This window comes from Parachryseolinea silvisoli (genome assembly GCF_021190955.1).
Classification (GTDB): Bacteria; Bacteroidota; Bacteroidia; order Cytophagales; family Cyclobacteriaceae; genus Ohtaekwangia; species Ohtaekwangia silvisoli.
Genome location: NZ_JAIOAO010000001.1, coordinates 1,895,939 through 1,915,811 on the forward strand (window position 1 = coordinate 1,895,939; position 19,873 = coordinate 1,915,811).

Genomic DNA, 19,873 nt, shown 5'->3' on the forward strand with positions numbered 1-19,873 from the left:
TACTTGTCTAATACCGCCACAGACCCCGGGTGTCTTTAGTGTAGGATCTGTATGAAATAGTATACAGAACCGTTAGCTTTCTTTTCCCAAACCCCCAAAAACCTGAGTTGTCATGATACACGCAGACCCCACTCCTGCCGTCTCACGCCTGCCACTTGCTGCCCTTGGCATTGCAGCGTTGCTCGCCATCCTATTCGTTTGGCTGAAAGGCGACGGCGCAGAAACGTGTGACGACAAGGTCGTCGTCAGCCAGGAGCGCCTGCTGGACCTCCCGGACGCAAGCTCTATTATCACCTCCGCCGCAACAGAATTGTGCTACGCGCCCGCGCTGGTCAACAAACACCACCACCGTGTCGTCAATCTCCAACGCGGATCAGCGTATTTTGAAATAGCACCCGATCCGACCAAGCCATTCCTGGTAAACACCCTGGGCGTCGCCACCATCGAAGTAAAAGGCACAGGCTTTAATGTATCGGCGGATCCCGAGCAAGGCATCGCGCGCATCTCCGTCGCGCACGGCCTGGTGGTCGTGCACTTCAACGACCAGGACATCGAAATAACCCCGGGAAACCAGCTCACGCTAAACACCCATACCCAAACCACCCGCCTCGAATCCTTCGACCCGAACCGGGTAAGCTGGCCTTTTCCGAGGCTGAGCTTCAAAAACGCCACGCTGGAAGAAATCGCCCGAACCCTGGACAACCACTTCCACGCCAACATCATCATTAAAAATGACGAGCTGAAGAAATGCACCATCACCGCCGAATTTGAAAATGAGCAGGTGACCCTTGACAACATCCTCCAAACCGTGTCGCTGGCGCTCGGCACGATGAAATATGACCGGCGTGAGTCGGTCGTGATCATCCGCGGCAACCGATGTTCTAACTAAGCACCCATCAGTGTATCTTCGCGTCCACAAACACCGTGGACATGGAAGAACCCGACAAGCTCGCCCGCATCGTCGACGCCCGCATGAAGCTGAAGGCGCGCTTTGAAGAAAAGATCCGAAACACCCCTTCGGTCGCCGACACGCAGCCCCAGGGCACCGGCAACCTCAATCGCCATGGCATGCCCGAAGTGCCGGTCGGCCAAACCATCACCCAAAAGTGGCCCGTTCTCGATCTTGGCTATCAACCCGACGTAGACCTGACGCGCTGGCGCCTGATCATCGACGGCGCGGTTGAAAATCCCGTACGCCTCACGTGGGACGACTTCCTGGCCTTGCCGCAAACCGACGATACCTCCGACTTCCATTGCGTCACCACCTGGTCCAAGCTCAATATGCACTGGAAAGGCGTCCGGCTGATGGACCTGGCCGCGCTTGTTCACCCGCGTGACAAGGCTACGCATATCCTCTGCTATGGCTACGATACTTATACTACCAACCTGTCGCTGGAAGAAGCCCTCAAGCCCGATGTATTGCTAGTCCACACCTTTGAAGACAAACCGCTGGCGCAGGAACACGGCGGTCCGGTGCGCATGATCACGCCGCAGCTCTACGCCTGGAAAGGCGCGAAGTGGATCAAACGTATTCAGTTCCTTACTGCGGATCAGCCAGGCTTTTGGGAAGAACGTGGTTACTCGAACACGGCTTATCCGTGGCGGAATGACCGGTATAGCTAGGAGGACGTCTGGCTCGATTCGTAGCGATACAACATTCCGATAACAATTCTATTTGGCCTTATTTACGTCCTTGTCTCTAACTAAAATCAGTAACCAGTATGCAAACACGAGTAACTTGGCCAAAAAACCTAACGAAATAAACACACTCTTCTTAACGAATATTGTGGTAATGATTGATCCCACTTCAATCAAGAATAGGGAGAAAAACATAAAAACCAAACTTAAAACCATCAACACACTAACATACTTTAGTGACCCTCTTCTTAAAAAGAAAAGGAATATCACAAAATCAAAAAAAGCAAGAACCCAGATCGCTACATCATCATCACTTCCCGAACTGTATAATGACTTTACGCTTTTATATGTCTGCATGCTCTCGCCAAAAAAGAAGAGCCCATCCGAAAAGTAGACAAAAAGCCAAAAGAATATAGCCTGTAGCAGATAGCCAACTCTAAAAAAATAAGATATCTCATATCTATTTCAAATTCACTTTGATTTGCTCTGATAGTTTTAGACCTAAGCGAAATGTGATACCATCCTAAGAAACAATGTCTATTAAATTCATTCTACATCCCCGACATCCTTCATTTGCGGAATACCATTTTTTACTTAAATATCGCCTTCGTCCCCGTGAACTAAAAACACACTAGATATACCGTTGTATCCTGCATCTTGTTCGGTACCCATCGGGGAATCGCCGACGGGAGGGAGTTAACCTTGCGTGAATATTTTTGTAATATTTCGTTTATTATATCCGCTTTCAATTTCGCTTTTCTCGAAAAAGAACTTAAATAATTTCTCGACATCGTGACGCTTTAAGATTTCGTGACCAAGTAGGCGAATTGGGCCCGCCATGCCATTTACCTCCTCCCACACTTTGCTCGTCTCCTGATATCCAATTCTGAAATGCTTAAATTTTCCATCACCTAGTTGAAATCGGGCTTCTGCCACATATCCCTTGTCCCCGGCCATGCACTGTATATAGTCCGAGTTCTGATTCTCCAAAATGAGGATGGCATTATTTGATGGGTCCAAAGCCGCTACCAGCCGTTCAATGTCCGCCAGGGTTGTTACGTCGACGTCCTGCGGTGTCGTAAGTTTATAGTGAGTCGCTTTCATAGGGAGACTACTTCCTGGACATAATCGCCGCTCTTATAAAACTTATTAAGGCGTGTCCCGCAAAAGGGACAATATTCGATTGCTAACACTTTTTTACATTCATTGATCCCGCCGCTGTAACCTTCCGTTATCATGAAGCTTCTGTCGAAAGTCAACTGGCCTCTTTCAACAAAGCTTTGACTAAGTTTCACAATTCTGATATTCAGTCCATACTCTTTTCGCCCTGTAGCAAGAGCTTTGAACTTGTCGCAACAATACTTTTTTTCCATATTATCCTAATTCCAGAATTTCCGACGAGAAACGACGAAGATCACGACAGACTTCCTCGCATTTTTATATTGGTCGTTCATTCTTGAAGCGCTGGGGAGCTTGGGAGATGTATACAAGTTTAGTAAAAAACAACCTCAACGCTATCAGTCAGTTGGCTAAACGAGAATTTATTTTGAGAAATAGCAAACCGCCACCGCTATTTTCTGATTTTCCCCGCCAGGTGTTATCTTTCCGCATGGCCAAATACCTCCCCTCCTCCTCCAAACGTGAACCCGTCCTTTCCGCCGAAAAAGAAGCCGGCGCGCACCGCTTCACCGGGCGCGACATTGTGGTATTGAACGACACTGCCGGCAGCACTGCTATTGAACGCAAAGCCCAAAGCGCCTCGTTGCGCATGGCCAACCTGCGCGACTACAAAAGCGCCACCTCGCCCCTCACCGCCGTTTCCAAAGCCCTCGCCGAGGCCGACGGGGTCGTCTTCGATCAATTGAAAGTCGCCGTTGTCAACGCTCCCCATACCGAACAAGTACATCGCCTGACAGCTGCCCCCAGCGGCGACCGCATCTTCCTCGGCCAGGAGCGTGAGCGCTATGTCTATGCGCTCGCCAAGCGCCCCGTCAAAAAGCCCCTGACCTCCTACCTCGACGACGAGCACGCCACCTGGGGCATCCACGCCATCAACGTGCTGAAGTCGAAATATACCGGCAAGGGCGTCCGCATGGCCATCCTCGACACCGGCATTTATGCGGAGCATCCTGACTTCGAGGGACGCAAGATCCGCGCCGTCTCCTTTGTCGGCAAATCCACCAACGACCTCGACGGTCACGGCACGCATTGTGCCGGCATTGCGGCGGGACATGTGAGTCAGTCGCATGGATTCCGGTATGGTGTCGCGCCGCAGGCGCAGCTATTTGTGGCGAAGGTGCTGAAGAACAATGGCGAGGGCGAGGACAACTTTGTGCTCGCCGGCATCGAGTGGGCATTGGAGAATAAATGCAAGGTGATCTCCATGTCCCTGGGATCGGCTGTGAAGAATGGGGAAACGTATTATGAAAGCTATGAGACCGTGGCGCGACGCGCGTTGAAGTCCGGCACCTTGTTAATCGCGGCTGCCGGCAATGATAGCCGCCGTAAGCGTGGCGTAATCAAGCCTGTGAATCACCCGGCGAACTGTCCGTCGATTTTATCTGTCAGCGCCGTGGACCATCAGTACCAAGTTGCCGACTTCTCGTGTGGCGGCTCGCGCAAGAAGGGCAACCAGGTGAACATCACCGCTCCCGGTGTTGACATCATCAGTTGTACGAAGAAGGGCTACGATGTACTCTCGGGTACCTCCATGGCTACACCGTTCGTCGCAGGTATGGCGGCGTTGCTGTGGGAAAAGTATCCAAATGTTACCGGTGATGCTATTTGGAAGAAGCTGGTCGCGGGGGCGCGTGCACTGGACCTGCGGACTAGCGATGCGGGGGCGGGGATTATATTCACGTCCTAGTCCCTAATCATCGACGATGCACACAGAAGACCGCTCACAATCCGCCAACCCAATATTTGCCAGCAACGACGTTGATGGAGCGGTTGAAAATCCGGTACGCTTTACGTGGGACGACTTCCTGGCCTTGCCGCAAACCGACGACACCTCCGACTTCCATTGCGTCACCACCTGGTACAAGCTCAATATGCACTGGAAAGGCGTCCGGCTGATGGACCTGGCCGCGTTGGTACTCTAACACGGCTTATCCGTGGCGGAACGACCGGTATAGCTAACGCGTACAACTGACTCGATTGTTAAACTTGCTGTGAACCGCCAACTCACGCAGCTACTGTATTAATCAGGTTTTGCTCCGTACTTTAATGTAAGTGAAAGCTGTCCTGCGTGATAAGCCGTATGTGAAATAATTCTGCCGATAGCTTCAGCTTTCGTTTTGACACCAAACTCTTTTGTTTCTACCGTTTGTTGCCAATCACTCTCTGTTTGCTTTTCGATAATGGCTTTTAATTTATCAAAGGCGTCTTGCTGGTATTTCAGCACTTCTTCCAGGTTTGTCCATTCACCGGTATCATGCTGTGCAATAACAGTCTTCGCATGTACATTCAGGTCAGCGGCGCCGAATACATTCCTGGCAAAGAGTAACTCCACATCACCAATATGGCGGATTAAAAATCCTGCGCTGTTTTTGGTATTGATTAATTTCTTTTTCAGGTCTTCCGTCTTAATATCCGTTAATAAATTCGTGAAGCGCGTGCGCGCCTCTTTCCAGGTCTCAAGGTACAATTGTGTCGTGCTCATGCTCATGGATTGATTAAAGAATTATACAAACCCACCACGGCAAGGTTGCCATCATCACGTTGATAACAAATGACGATGGTCACGGCTGCAAATGACGTCCATCATAAAAGGAAATAAGCATCGGTGTCTGTGGCTGTACGGATCTGATAAGCCGCCCTCGCGGTGTCATCAAGCCTGTCAGTCACCCGGCGAACTGTCCGTCGATTTTATCGGTCAGCGCCGTGGACCATCAGTACCGGGTCGCCGACTTCTCGTGTGGCGGCTCGCGCAAGAAAGGCAACCAGGTGAACATCACCGCCCCCGGAGTTGACATCATCAGCTGTACGAAGAAGGGCTACGATGTACTCTCGGGCAACTCCATGGCCACGCCGTTCGTCGCGGGCATGGCTGCATTGTTGTGGGAGAAATATCCGAACGTGACCGGTGATGCTATCTGGAAGAAACTGGTCGCTGGCGCACGCGCACTGGACCTGCGGACGAGCGACGCGGGGGCGGGGATTGCGTTTTCTTGATTTCGGAGCTTCAACATTGGCACCATCGATCCTGCACATGGCGTAGGGCTTCGGCGTAATTCGTTCATAAGTCCAGGTACCGTATATAATATATCTTCATTGACCATGCTTGCCTAATAAGTTTGACCATAACTAATTTATTTCACGTATTAAGACAGTAAGTAAACATTTCACGGTTTTCAGTATCCGAAAATCCTGTTTTTGAGCCCGCCGTTTTCATCGATAAAACAACATACCTCCTGAAACATGGTTATTGGAGCAATGCTTCCATCTGTAATCCAATAACTATCCAGAAAAACATTGTTTCCCAAAAAATCAAACTGATATCCACTCACTAGGGACGATGAAAGAATAAATGCTAACGTAATGACGGAATACGAAATGCTCCTTTTAACGTAAACTTTTGTCAACATTCAGGAAACGTTAGCATTTACCTTTACACCATAATCAATGAAACAAAGTGATTCTATTACAACTAGGCGATGACTTCAACTTCATACCGCAACAGCTAGTTAAATGCAAAACGCTTTTATAGTTCTACTAATGAATCATTGGTAGCTATTGAATAATCAGGACTCGATTATCCAAACGTTTTCATTTTGCGTGCAAAAAAAACGAACTGAAAAGATATCGGAAAAACAGATGACACTCACACGCCAATCTACGTCAACGGATTTCTCTCGCTTTCTTCGTTCAACGAACGTGAAGTATAAAGAAATTGGCAACTATTACATTGTGGGGGCACCCAAGATCGTAAAAGATTGGTTGTTACACGTTTCGGCCATCAAAGATCAGCTCGAAAATCTCTTCAAGACAATAATTCCTGAGCTCCTGAAGCATAAAGTTTCCTTTGAAATTGTCCGTGACGCCTCACTTGCAGAGAAAATATTAAATGGATCATTCGGCGTGGAAAGGTCTGGCAAAATATTAACAGTTTACCCCGAAGGAAACGAACAAGCCGAACTGCTGGCGGGTAGGCTTATCGAATTAACCACAGATTTTCGATCGCCAGCAATTCCTACCGGTTCGCACCTTGGAGGAACAGTTTACGCATCACACTACACGTCAAATGCAGGAAACACAGCGGCAACACGATTCGTGGTTCCGGCTGGTACAACCTGGCCATTTAATCAATTTGCGCAACCACAACAGCCAGAATCCAGATTTCTTGTAGACAAATATTTTGTTCAAAAAGTAATAAAGCACGACACCAAAGGCCGAGTGATGAAGGCTATAAGAGCTAAGGGCCTTTCGCTTAAGCGTTGCATTATTAAAGAGGGGCTTCACGATATGTACTTTGACGCGTTTGGAAGAGATATCAAAACCCGAATTGACTGGCAATGCACACTACTAGAACGATTTGAGAAAAAATTACCGACACCTAAACTCTATGAGAGATTTGAGGTTAATGGTAACATTTATATGGCCATGGAGTTTATTGACGGGGAGCCATTACATGAAGTTTTTGACCGCATTCAAAGCAATCAAAGCTGGCCAAATCTATCAAACGCGAATAAACTGGCGCTTCTTGACTGTGTAGTACAAGTACTTGGCATTGTTAAAAAAATGCACAGCCTTGGCTATATTCACCGTGACATCAGCCCAGCCAACTTTTTGATGCGCAACGGGAAGCTTGTGATGATCGACCTAGAATTTGCGTACGACTATTATAACAATGAGCCAAGTCCACCGTTTGAATCGGGATTAAACGGGTTCACTGCACCAGAAAGGGCAGGCGACGAAAAACCTGAGTTTGCGGAAGACATCTACAGCATTGGAGCGGTACTAGTCGCCGCGTTCACAAACTTCTACCCAATTGTTGGTTTCGGCGAAAGTCATCAACAAACGAAGCAAAGTCTACGATGTCAAATCCAAAATAGCGAATTAGCAGACTTAATCTCAAGTTGTTTGATAGCCGACGCCCAAAACCGACCAACCATTGATCACCTGGTCGACTATTTTGAAAACTTCATACTTTCGGTCAAAGCAAATAAAGGAAACGATTATCGCCAGGGCGGTAATGGAATGCAGGATTTAAGCGTCACAATAGACTTCGGTATTGCCGCATTAAAAACGCCATTACTCGCTCAAGCCGGCGGCCTATGGCATTCAGCCGAAGCACTTCCCCCGGACGCCAGCTATAGGAAGGCTGGCTTAAATGTGCTTCCCGGATTACATACAGGAGTGTCTGGCATCATCTATTTTTTATCGGCTGCCAAAGACGCAGGTAAAACCCTAAGTCATCTTCGGTCTGAAATTGCTGAAAATCTTAAGCACATCATCGCGATGGCCAAACAAAATGACGGCGTGTCCGGGCTTTACTACGGCAAACACGGAATAGCGCTATCTATTGCAACTGCCATAAGAAGTGGCTTAATACAACCTGGAGAGGCAAAGAATGTAATTAAGCGATTCCTTGCGCCAAATCCCACTGACGCATCACTTGCAACCGGAGCAGCAGGGCAGGGACTTGCAATATTGCATTGCATTCAAGCAATACAAGACGACACGCTGACAAAATGGTTAGATCAACTTGTTAATTACCTGTTACAATCTCAATTGCGGTCCGGCGAGTGGAAAACGGGCAACGAAGTATTTACAGGGTTTTCCAATGGGGTCGCCGGCATCATTGTATTCCTCCTACAATACCATTCGTTCTATCCACGAACCGAAGTAGCAGATGCCGCTGCGAGAGGTTTATCATGGCTGACAAAACAAGCAAAAAGAAAAAGTGGATTACCCATATGGTATGTAGGATCACGGACTCGAAACGTAGAACCGTGGTTTGAAAATGGGTTCACTGGAATAGCATTAGCGTTCATCGAAGGCTACAAAGTCCTAAAAGCGGAAAGATATCTAAAAATGGCAGAATCCATACTCGCAAACCACCCGGCACACCTTGCAACTAATGACCTTACGTTCGGCTCGGGCATCTCGGGAATTGCCGAGGTTTATTTAGAATTGGCACACATATCACAAAGAGATGAATGGCATCAACGGGCGAATTGGCTGGCTATGCTTCTAGAATATAACAAATATACATACAATAAGCGCGCGACGTATTGGCCAATGGATGCCCGGCGTCCAATAACTGGAGATTTCTTTACAGGCTGTACCGGAGTTATTCACTTTCTGATTCGCATCCAGAATGCCGACCAAATTCCGTTTCCGTTTCTACTAAATAAACCTATATGAGCAGACTAACTGAAAACAATCGATCGCTGATAATAACCACAATCACGTTTTTATTCATGGTTCTGTTTTTATATGCTGCATTTACAAAGCTCGCCGACTATCAGACCTTTCGCGGCGAAATTGGTAAATCACCAATCATATACAACTACGCCAATATCCTCGCATGGTTTGTGCCAGCTATCGAAATTGCAGCCACGCTCCTTCTTTTCATTCCGCGAACAAGGCTGATCGGAACATACATTTCATTCTCGATCATGTTTGCCTTTTCGTTATATATTACAATGATGATGATCTTTAGCCCACACCTTCCCTGCTCATGCGGTGGTATCTTGAACCACCTGGGATGGACGGAGCACCTGGTATTCAACATTATATTTACCGGCCTGGCTGTAGTAGAATCAATTCTAATTACAAAGACCTCTGCAGTATACGAAACACATTTAACTAAGTGATCCGTGAACGCAAATACAAGAATTCTTACTCTGTGTGCATCGGCGATATCCGCCGCGATGATATTTATGTATGCAACCTCGCCCGCCAACAGTAAGGTGAAACCCGCGGGCTTTAACAGGAATATTGAACTCTTGCAAAACCTTACGATTGACCGTGAGATCGAGCTGGGAAATGACGGCTACTACATAGCCGGCAAATCGGGCGAAAGACTTTTCATCGGCACAAGAAGGAGACCCTTTATGCTCCTGGAATACAATCAGAACACTAACGAAATTAAACATGAAATCAACATTAGTCTTTCGGGTGTGGACAGCATCAGAGATCTAGCCAATTTTAAAGTAGCAATAGACTCACCCTACTTCTTCATTTCTAACGGATCAATGCCAGATATACTAAGGGGCAAGATCGACGACTGGCGTGCCGTCCACTTTCTGCGTGACAGCGGGCATTTCTTTGTGGACGCAGTGCCAATTAGCCCGAATTCATTGATCCTTCGATCACTGAGCGCAAAAACGAGAATGTTCGCATTGGGCAAGCGCACTTTAGTAGACACTCCATATTTCGATGTAAAACACGACATTCTAGAACGCCAAATCGATGGGGTTGTTGATGTTCATGGAACGATAAGCTATGATAAAAAAACTCACAGAGCTGCATATGTTTATGCGTACAGAAACCAGTTTATAGTGATGGACTCGAATCTAAACGTTCTTTTAAGGCCGCATACTATTGACACCTTTTCTCGGGCACATATAAAAATCGAAAAGATCGAATCGAAAGGAGAAAGTATAGTTGCCAGTCCACCAACGACCATAAATTCAGTGATAAGAACTGCATATGGAGTTGTCTTCGTTCAATCTAACCTTCTTTCTAACAACGAGAAGCCAGAACTTTACGAGAGCTCGTCGGTAATAGACAAATACGATATTGGTACTGGAAAATACCTGAGCAGTTTCTATGTCCCGAACTACAAAAAGGAACGCGCCTCTGACTTCATCATATTACCAAACAAAGTAATTGCGCTTTATCAAAATCACCTGATCACGTTCAAAACTTACCAAGCAACGACCTTAAAACGATCAACCACGATTAAAACCGAGGTGGATAGCTTAAGTTCTCAAACAACAAAAAGTGATATCTAAATAATTTTTATTAAACGATAACTAGGGTTTCGGCAAAAAACAAACCATGGATCCTGGTCTGTATCTCCCGAAACAATTAGCTCAGGAAAGTGTGCAACGCCTGTTAATAAAGGTTGCCGGTTAAATCAATTTAAAACAATAAATACCATGAAAACCAAAAATGTTTTTTTAGGCTTAGCAGCTCTGTTTTGTGCAGTTGGTAGCACTTTTGCTTCACTTAGCGCTGTCGTACCTCACTATGTGAATGTTAAGTACGCTGCAACGCAGATTTGGTCATGCGTAACCGTTCAGAAATGTACTGTATCAGGCACTACTCCTTGCTCGGTAACAATCCAATCATTTACTGCGCCGGTTTACGACATCAAGCAAAATGCAACTACTTGCAACACTCGAATCCTCGCAAACCGCGCACTTGATGGCACATCTACATTGCCGACGATTGACGCTGTTCGCTAGTTAACTTTAGGTACAGTTGTTAGCGATTTCGTTTCCGAAATTGCGGCACTAGCCTGATAAAAAAACAGGGCGGCGGTATTCCGCCGCCCTCGCTTTTAGCGCATCGAACACAAAAATATATGTAATGAAACCAAAAAATATCATCTTAGGATTCGCGGCACTTTTCAGCGCCGTAGGGAGCACATTAGCTTCCATGAGCATTACCCTACCTCATTACGTAAACGTGAAGTATGCCGCGACGCAGACATGGTCATGCGTAACCGTCGAAAAATGTACTGTTACAAGTATTATACCCTGCTCGGTTACAATTCAGGAATTCTATGCGCCGGTATACGACATCAAGCAAAATGCCACAACATGTAACACTCGAATTCTATCTACTCACGGTGGTACACTGTCGAATTTTTCCAGCATAGACGCCGTCCGATAAAGATATTTCGACCGCTACAATTCTTCTCCCCACTAGTTGTTTGCTCGCTCCGTCATAGGAAGAAATGATACTTCTAACACGTTGTTGACCTTAAAACCTGTACGCACTATTTCAGCCACATCTCGAGCCTTAAGAGAATTTAGTATTCTAATAGAATCCATCGTTTTATTCGATGTTTCGGAAAACAAATACATCTCTTTCAATTCAGCCGCTCCACGCGGGCCGCGAAATTCTTCATCAATTTCCTTCCTAACCACGGCAACAGACCGATCAAAGATAGCAGCAGGAATTTCCGAGGCTAACAGCCGTTCAAACTCACTTTTTGCGCTGTTTATCATCTTGCGGTAGTCCATTGGATCGGCGTCAAATACCACCTCCATTTCACTTCCAAACGAGTTATCCAAAAACCTCTCATAATCAAACTGCACTATGGGCGAGTAGGTGCCGCCCTCTTTTGTACGCAGCCGCTCAAATATCATCTCTTTAAGAACAGTGCGGATTACCCGTAAGCATAAAATAGTCTTTAGACTGTATTGTTTGCTACCGATAAAGGGATAAATAAGATGCACTACAGCTCTATTACGTCCTTCCTCGAATATAACCGTGTCATTGGGGGTTTGGGAACAATCACGTCTATACCGGAGCAAATTTCTATTTGAATCGCTCATTGCCTTTGGAAGACAAGAGAAATAACGCGTCGCCAGGTTCCTTACATTGTTGATATCGGAACAACCGGCAATAAAGAAGCAAAAGTCATTTGCGGCAGCAAACCTGTCAGTGTATAGACTAATAACCCTTTTCGCAGTTAGCCGCTCAAGCAAACTATCCTCAACTTCAGATCTGCCCCCAAAATCGATGCACGGCTGAATTCTAGCAGTTGGTAGATACCACCCAATACCTGGCTTCAACTGTCGCCTCATCTCAATCCAATTATATAGAAAAGTAGTATCATTTCGAACCGGTGCAAAACATTGAGCCACAATTCTAAACAAATCCTCCAAATCATCCTCTGGTGCAAATCCGTTTACTCCCTCTTCATCCATTTTGATATAAGGTCGGACAGAAATATTTCTTTGATTATGAATATCTGCAAGATCTGATGCCTTAAGCACTCCGATTCCTAAATCAGACACCGCTGCTACCGCATATTCAACAGCTGCTGTTGTTGGCTTATCATAAAGACTGGCGCCTCCCTTACTAAATGCGATCAGCTCGACCAGACCTGAACGAGTGACCACATTCCTACCACTATCACGCTGCATGACTACTCGAACGCCATTGCTAAGACGAAGCTCATTGAATGCTCCATTTTGTATCCATTGACCTTGTTGCATATCGTTCCGTAGGTCACAAGCATAAATTGAATTAAGAATTGAATCCACTCTTAACCGAGGATCTAAAGGAACGACGTAAGGTGAGACTGCCTTTTTCGCTAACAATAATCGTATATATTTCCTTGCGGGAACAGGTCCTCTGCTATGAGAAGGGCCCGCAACGACAAAATCCCATACATTAAGTCTACCTGTCCACTCGTCCAGATGTGCCTGCAGATCACGAGAGGTAATGGAGTCTAATATATACGGGAGTGAATCGCATTCATTTATCGAACCTAATTCAAAACTCGGGAGCATTTGATTTACCAATGCTGAAACCCGATAACTCAGATCGTCCCTTTCCACTGGCTGATAATACCTAAGAACACCGGTCTTGGCTCGTTCCATCTCTTGTTTTGAAATGCCATTGACGTGAATATCAACAAATACATTAACGATCTTCGTCAGATACTGCTTTATATCATTAGGATTCTCTACTTCAAAAAAGCTATTCAACCCGTCTACTCCCCCTTCATTGACGTTATTCTGATATACACATGATACACCAGATATTTTCTCTGAAAGCATTTCTTCGTAACGACCATTTAGGAGACTTTGAGTTAGTTCATCAAGTATTAATGTTCGGCATTTCCCGACGTCATTTTTATCAACGCTCTGCGAGGCGCGCTTAAAATACAACTTCGCCTGGTACTTTTTCAGTCCTGCGTCATAGACGTTTAGAACTCTGTTTTTTTTTATTTTTGGCGAAATCGGCCTCTGACTCGCCTCTTGCGCGCTCGTTTTAAGCAACTTTGCACCTTGAAAATCAGAAAACAACTTTGCAATTAGTATCTCCACATCACTCGGTTTGATATCACCGACGACAACTAAACCCATATTTTCGGGCCGGTACCATTTCTTGTAGTAACTGCGCAATTTGCTTATATCCGGGTTTCTCATACTTGCCACACGACCGTTCCACTCCGCATCACCATTTACGTCTGTCCCATAAACCAGTTCATTGATCGTCCGTGTGAGCCTAACTTCGGTATCCATACCACCCCGCATATATTCACCAATGACGGCTCTTGACTGTCCCACCATGCGACCAGAATCTATTTGCATGCCATCACAGAGATCGCGGATGACTCGTAAACAAACCTCCAAATTATCTGCACGCCCGGTTGGCACACTATACTCAAACAACGTATAATCCATGCCTGTAAGGGCATTCATCTCTATTCCAAACCTCAAACCACGACCTGCTAGCATAACGCGGATGCTATCTAACGGGTAATGCACTGACCCTTCAAATGCCAGGTGTTCGAGCAAATGGGAATACTCCAATTCATCGGAAGCCTCATCTGCTCTGCCGACGCGAACAATCCATCTTACTTCAACCTTTCCAGGTTTTTTTGAATTAGACTCAGTGGCATATGTCAGACCATTATCAAGTTTCCCAGTCACTAAATTATCATCAACGACCTGAAAATGTTGATTTTCCGGACCCCGCTCTTGTGCGGTAGCGAGAATCGGAAGAAGTAAAAATATAAAAAGAACACATTGGTGAAATTTCATACCCCGGAGGATTTAATTTAAATACCCAGTTGGGTAGATTGAAACCGACTTCAACTGTTGGGATTTAATAGCCGTCGTTCTGTTTCCCTAACTTGGGATTACGATCCAACTCCTCTTGAGGAATCGGGTATCGTTTAAAATCTGGTAAATAGTTGGGCCTATTCGAAAAAACTTCATCCGCCTTGCCGGTGCGTTTGACATCAAGCCAACGATGGCCCCACTCGGTAAATAGTTCCCGAACTCTTTCATTGGCAACCTCTATAGTAAGCGAATCCAGTGTCAGCAACCCGTCGGATGAATCAAGCAAAGCGAGTCCTGCGCGCCCTCTCAATACATTTAAATCTTCGATGGCGCCATCGCGCTCGCTTAGATGAAGCCTGGCCTCAGACCGGATAAGATACTGCTCTGCAAGTCTAAAAACCATACCGTATTCAGACAACGGAACAGGAGGCATAGTAGCGACTCCTCCGAAGGGAATCTTATATTTAAATGAATACCAGTATGATACACCTTCTTCCTCGATTTGACCGACCCAGTTGGACAACCTAGCGTCTTGCGCATCGAATTTTTGAATGATTTCAGGGTTCAACGCCAATGGTTGATTACTATAAATGGGTGCAGTTTGGAGAACAAGGAGATTACCCTCGTTGGTATTGATCGTCAATCCTTCGGGCATCAGTTGCCAAATCGCTTCATCGCTTTCACTTGTAAATACGAGATCTATTGACTCAACGCCGTACTGCGGATCTGAAATGATCGCCGATGAAAATTCCGACGCCTTCGACCAATTCTCTAAGTACAAATACACGCGAGCCAAAAGCGCATCAGCAGTTGCCCTATTGGGCCTAACTCTGCCATCTGACACATAACTGTCACTTAGCAACGACCTGCTAACCATTAGATCACTCACAATTTGATCATACACCTCGCTGACCGGACGCTTCGTGAGATCTGAATTTGCATCAGAGTCGATCGTTGTGACTATTGGCACATCGCCAAAAAGATTAACAAGATAGAAGTGCGCAAAAGCGCGAATAAAGTACGCCTCGCCTGTAAGCTGCTGCTTTACCTCGGTAGTTAATGAAGTGGACGCTCCTAATCCTGTCAGGGCACTATTAGAAGAGTATATTGCATTGTACATCGAGGTCCACAGAGAAAGAACGAACGGGTTTGTCGAAACAATTTGAAACCTGTTAAAAACATCCAGGTCGTTATAATCAGCATAGCATCGAAACTCATCGGCTGACAAGCCAGCTAGTGAAGCAACGCTATTTATACTTCCACTCGCGAAGTTTGCTGTATTCGAATACATAGACGCATAAATACCGGTAATCGCAGACGTAGCGGTCACGTCGTTGGAAAAAACTTTATCCTTTCCAATTAGCGACTTTGTCGGTTCAACATCGAACATACTGTCACATCCAAGTAACGAGTACGCCATTATAAAAACGACTAGATGGTATATATTATAATTTTCGATACTACGAATATAAAAGCGCATATGTTTGAGATCTAAAAACGAACATTAAAACCGATTGAAATTATCCTCAGCGGAGGAAGTGCGACCTGTGTTTCGGGATCCAATCCACCATATTTTGTGAAGGTCAAAAGATTTTGCCCCTGAAGATAAACCCTCGCCTGGCTGAAATATGTATCATCAAACCATCTTGCCGGCAAGTCATAAGAAATAGAAGCTGTTTTCAACCTAAGAAAACTTGCGTTTTCTATATTGCCATCACTACCGACAAAGAGAGCTCTTGCTATTTGTGCTTCAAAGCTTTGCGAGAATTTCTGATTTGGCGATACATTCCCTTCTTTCTCCCATCTATCCAATGCTTCTACCGGCATATTTAAGTTTCGGATACCAGCAGGACCTCCTGGCGCGTATCCGGCAAGAAATTGCCGTGAAAATTGAAATGTAAAAGATATTGAAAGAGATCCAAACCTTAGATCATTTGTTATTCCTCCGTAGAATATCCGATCAGTAGGATTGGAAAGTTTATAGTCTTCGTCGTTAAACTCCCCATCGTCGTTAAAATCTTTGACCGTGTAAAGGCCGGTAACAGGGTCAACGCCTGTATAGCTGTATAGTTCTTGCAGCGACAAAGATTCACCAACACGGTATTGTCTCGCGTAACTTGATTCCTTTAATCCCGGGAATGACAACAATCGGTTCCAGTTACGAGAAATATTAATTGATGTTGCCCAAGAAAACTTCGCAGTGCTTATCTGTCGTATTTGGATAATTGCCTCAACCCCGGAATTTTCGACTTCGGCATTAAAATTTTTAAAAACTGATGAGAAACCGGTAATAGCAGGAAGCTTGTAATCTATCAACTGGCTGGACGACCGGTTTCTGTACCAATCAAATTCGAAAAATATCCGATCATCGAAAAGTCCGAGTTCCAATGCAGCCTCAAATTTGTTTGTTTTCTCCCACGAGAAATTAGGATTGAACAACGAAGTGGGAACAAGTGTCACACTATTTTGATAGCGATATTGTGATATATTGTAGAGATCGAGGTAGCGATAATCACCAATCTGGTCATTTCCGGTAGTGCCAAAGTTTGCCCGAATTTTGCCAAGACTAAGAATCGATTTATCGTTGATAAAGGACTCATTGCTAAAAATCCAGGCAAGGCCAACGGCACCAAAATTGCCCCACCTCCTGCCCGGACCAAATCTTGATGATCCATCCCGGCGGCCGGTGAAAGTAGCAATATATCTTTCTTTCCAATTGTATGTTAACCGAAAATAGCCAGACCCAAACTTCACCCTATTACTATTGTCTGCATTAACGGAGGTATACTGAGCGGCTTGGAGGCCATCCAATAGAACATCGGATGTATATCCAAACGCATAAATAGATGTGTAATCACTCAGAGTCTCCTGCCATGTCCCTCCAAGTAAAACGCTAATGTGGTGCCCGTCAAAATCAGCGTTGTAGTCAAATTGCGGCTCAACAATCCACGACCGGCGTCTTGTGGTTCCGAATGTTGCCGCGCCGGTTACGTCACCATTAATATTTGTTGGTGGCTGAGCTGCGATAGGCTGACGAATTATTTCAGAAGCGTTTAGGTCAGTGTAACCTAAGTTGGTTTTAAATGACAACCCACGCACTATATCGTAACTCAAATTGAAATTTGATATGAAATTGCCTTGGTCCAATTTTGTCGTGTTTTGCAATGCCGCTAAAGGGTTATCAAAAGAACTTCGAGGCGCCCCAAACGCTTCAATTATCTGCCAATTAAGCGATCCATCGGGCCTATATAACTCAGGAGCATTTGGAGGTAATGTCAATGCCTGGGTGATAAATTGACTACTTTCGAATGTTTTATTTTTATTCAGCCCATAGTTGATTGACACCGATCCACGAAAACGGCCGTTTGCTGATCTATGATTTAAACTTAGATTTCCACTCAACAATGTTGAACCAAAATCATCTGAGTAAACTGATGTTTCTTTATGAAAGCTACCTGCAAGACGAAATGACGTGGTTGCGCTCCCGCTGGAAAAGCCAACTTGGACGTCATGTATTTTGGCGGTACCCCCCAGCAATTCTTTTTGCCAATTCGTATTTCTTGTGGAATCCCATGTACCGTTAACGTCATATTCATACCATGCAGGTTCTGGTATACCATCGTTACGGAGGGCTTCGCGTCTCATGGCTAAATATTGCTTCGTATTAAGCACGTCGATCCGATTTGCGATTTGACCGACACCGGAATAGTAGCCCAGATCCACGCTACCTTTATCGGCAATTTTCCCTTGCTTTGTAGTAATTAAAATTACACCGTTCGCACCGCGAGAACCATAGATGGCCGTCGCGTCGGCATCTTTTAAAATTTGAATGCTTTCGATGTTTGCAGGGCTAATTGAACTTAATGGGTCATATCCAAAAAATACAGTTGACGTTGTTTGAGAGCCCGACCGGACCGGACTAGGATCGATGGGTACGCCATCTATGACATAAAGCGGACTATTCGCAACTTCTCCTTGTGAGTTATTCCTGAGGCTATTTCTTCCTCGAATCTGGATACGGACCGAACTACCGGGCACCCCGGTCGTTGGTGTAATGTCTAGCCCTGGAACTTTTGCCTGAAGTGCTAATAGCGGACTAGTTACAGGTTGCCTTTCTATTTCTTCTGAGCCAACCTTGACGATTGAGCCCGTTTTCAATCGCTCTGTGGTTGAATAATATCCAACAACGTCTACAGCATCCAACGTCGTTATATCAGATTCCATCTGCACCGACAGATCCGTTTTTCCGTTTAGCGCGAGTTCTATTGTCCTAAATCCTATAAAGGAAAAAATCAGGGCATCCTTGCCTTCAGGCACTTCAATGGCAAATGCCCCTTGTCCATCAGTACTCGTACCAATTGTGGTCCCCTTGACAACTACGTTCACACCAGGCATTGGTGAGCCTTCACTGTCAATCACCCGCCCTTCTACGGGAACAAATGAGTATGGCGTCTTAAGTTCAACTTGACTCTGCTGTACACCGGGAACTTCAAAGACAATTATATTCTTTCCGGATTCTCGGTAGGCCAATTGTGAACCATCTAACACGCTATGGAGTAATGCGCTTACACTTTGCCTCCCGCCATCCACGGATACATCCCCATACTTGGCGACTAATTCTACAGGAAAAACAAACATAAAACCTGTCTCATTTTCCAACATCGAAAAGACAGATTGAAGGGGCACATGTTGTGCTTTGATATTCACAAATGTGTTTTCAGTAGACTGGCCGTGAACGGGATTTGCTTTCAGCATCGGCATGCCTAGGAAAGCGAGTAGTATTAGATATACAGCTAAAACACGCATAATAAAATAAAGCCTTGCTAGCCCTTTATATGTAAAGTTCTGCTTCATAGAGGTTGGATAGATTGTTAATTTCTTGAGCAGTGCTGCAACACCGCTTTTCTCAAAAAAGACGCAACTCAGTGGCCATGCGTATTAGCCACCGTAGCTAACAGGCGGTGGGATGTCAAGGCAAGAAAAGTCGGGACACAAGGTAGAATTGTCCATAGGTATAGGATTAGGTGTTAGGTGCTAAAACAGGTAGGCACAACGGAGTGACCGGCTACTGCCGGTCATGAGCGTGTGTAAAGGTTTTATGAGTATGGCCAGCACGTTGGACGGCCAGAGTTAAATGTTGTCTTTCGGGAAAGAGGCAGACGACGACCACGTGAGGCATTTTCCAACTACACATACGTTCAGAATTTTTGACGCTTATCTAGAATGATTCTCAAACTTACCGTGCGATTTAGTCACTTTGACGAAATTTAATGCGGTAAACTACTTATAAGAGTCAAATCGACCTTTTGGGTATAAGGATTTGATGACGTTTTTGTTGAACAAAATTTTACAAAACCCGTAGTAAAGCTAATTTGATTAAGGGGCCGCGGCTGGACTACCTACATCGTTCTACCTAACAGGCAACAGGAAAGCCTCTCTGTAAGGCTATTGAGAGAAAAAAGACCGAATGCTTG

At 45.5% G+C, this 19,873-nt stretch carries 14 protein-coding genes and 1 pseudogene; 10 read left to right on the plus strand and 5 right to left on the minus strand.

Going from position 1 to position 19,873, the window contains the following annotated elements; genetic code table 11:
* Positions 1 to 112 precede the first annotated feature (112 nt).
* Both K7P01_RS07915 and K7P01_RS07920 read left to right on the plus strand, forming a co-directional pair.
* Positions 113 to 889 (plus strand): FecR family protein, encoded by a 777-nt coding sequence (locus tag K7P01_RS07915; protein WP_267291600.1) that lies wholly within the window; start codon positions 113 to 115, stop codon positions 887 to 889.
* 41 nt (positions 890 to 930) lie between these two features.
* Complete coding sequence (locus tag K7P01_RS07920) at positions 931 to 1,623, plus strand: sulfite oxidase-like oxidoreductase (RefSeq protein ID WP_267291602.1); 693 nt, start codon at positions 931 to 933, stop codon at positions 1,621 to 1,623.
* A 711-nt stretch (positions 1,624 to 2,334) separates the two neighbouring features.
* Here K7P01_RS07920 and K7P01_RS07925 read toward each other — a convergent pair.
* Positions 2,335 to 2,742, minus strand: coding sequence for a hypothetical protein (locus K7P01_RS07925; RefSeq protein WP_267291604.1), 408 nt, complete (start codon positions 2,740 to 2,742; stop codon positions 2,335 to 2,337).
* A 505-nt stretch (positions 2,743 to 3,247) separates the two neighbouring features.
* On the opposite strand from K7P01_RS07925, the gene K7P01_RS07930 reads away from it, so the two are divergent.
* Together K7P01_RS07930 and K7P01_RS07935 are read left to right on the plus strand one after the other, a co-directional pair.
* Entirely contained in the window at positions 3,248 to 4,504 is a 1,257-nt protein-coding gene (locus K7P01_RS07930; RefSeq protein ID WP_267291606.1) for a S8 family serine peptidase, read from the plus strand.
* A gap of 70 nt (positions 4,505 to 4,574) precedes the next feature.
* A pseudogene (locus K7P01_RS07935) lies at positions 4,575 to 4,733 on the plus strand (molybdopterin-dependent oxidoreductase); the annotation flags it as partial.
* A gap of 104 nt (positions 4,734 to 4,837) precedes the next feature.
* Here the strand turns inward: K7P01_RS07935 and K7P01_RS07940 are convergent.
* On the minus strand, positions 4,838 to 5,299 hold the full coding sequence (locus tag K7P01_RS07940) for a DinB family protein (RefSeq protein ID WP_267291608.1): 462 nt from the start codon (positions 5,297 to 5,299) through the stop codon (positions 4,838 to 4,840).
* Positions 5,300 to 5,466: 167 nt separating this feature from the next.
* Between K7P01_RS07940 and K7P01_RS07945 the strand changes: the two genes are divergently transcribed.
* The 6 genes from K7P01_RS07945 (at position 5,467) to K7P01_RS32085 (ending at position 11,487) form a co-directional block, all read left to right on the plus strand.
* Positions 5,467 to 5,811, plus strand: a complete 345-nt coding sequence (locus K7P01_RS07945; protein WP_267292374.1) for a S8 family peptidase — start codon at positions 5,467 to 5,469, stop codon at positions 5,809 to 5,811.
* Between the two features lie 702 nt (positions 5,812 to 6,513).
* Positions 6,514 to 9,006, plus strand: coding sequence for a lanthionine synthetase LanC family protein (locus K7P01_RS07950; protein WP_267291610.1), 2,493 nt, complete (start codon positions 6,514 to 6,516; stop codon positions 9,004 to 9,006).
* Positions 9,003 to 9,458 carry a MauE/DoxX family redox-associated membrane protein gene (locus tag K7P01_RS07955; RefSeq protein WP_267291612.1) on the plus strand — a complete coding sequence of 152 codons (456 nt, stop codon included), beginning with the start codon at positions 9,003 to 9,005 and terminating at the stop codon, positions 9,456 to 9,458. The genes K7P01_RS07950 and K7P01_RS07955 overlap by 4 nt, the downstream gene beginning before the upstream one ends.
* A 3-nt stretch (positions 9,459 to 9,461) precedes the next feature.
* Entirely contained in the window at positions 9,462 to 10,601 is a 1,140-nt protein-coding gene (locus K7P01_RS07960; RefSeq protein WP_267291615.1) for a hypothetical protein, read from the plus strand.
* A gap of 147 nt (positions 10,602 to 10,748) precedes the next feature.
* Positions 10,749 to 11,057, plus strand: coding sequence for a DUF6520 family protein (locus K7P01_RS07965; RefSeq protein WP_267291617.1), 309 nt, complete (start codon positions 10,749 to 10,751; stop codon positions 11,055 to 11,057).
* Between the two features lie 124 nt (positions 11,058 to 11,181).
* Entirely contained in the window at positions 11,182 to 11,487 is a 306-nt protein-coding gene (locus K7P01_RS32085) for a DUF6520 family protein (protein ID WP_397310987.1), read from the plus strand.
* A gap of 32 nt (positions 11,488 to 11,519) precedes the next feature.
* On the opposite strand, the gene K7P01_RS07970 is transcribed toward K7P01_RS32085, so the two are convergent.
* The 3 genes from K7P01_RS07970 to K7P01_RS07980 all read right to left on the minus strand — a co-directional run bounded on the left by K7P01_RS07970 (position 11,520) and on the right by K7P01_RS07980 (position 19,253).
* On the minus strand, positions 11,520 to 14,378 hold the full coding sequence (locus K7P01_RS07970) for an insulinase family protein (RefSeq protein WP_267291619.1): 2,859 nt from the start codon (positions 14,376 to 14,378) through the stop codon (positions 11,520 to 11,522).
* Between the two features lie 64 nt (positions 14,379 to 14,442).
* The gene (locus tag K7P01_RS07975; RefSeq protein ID WP_267291621.1) at positions 14,443 to 15,789 is read right to left on the minus strand and encodes a RagB/SusD family nutrient uptake outer membrane protein; all 1,347 of its coding nucleotides are present in this window, start codon (positions 15,787 to 15,789) and stop codon (positions 14,443 to 14,445) included.
* Positions 15,790 to 15,890: 101 nt separating this feature from the next.
* Positions 15,891 to 19,253 (minus strand): SusC/RagA family TonB-linked outer membrane protein, encoded by a 3,363-nt coding sequence (locus K7P01_RS07980; protein ID WP_267291623.1) that lies wholly within the window; start codon positions 19,251 to 19,253, stop codon positions 15,891 to 15,893.
* Between the last annotated feature and the right edge of the window lie 620 nt (positions 19,254 to 19,873).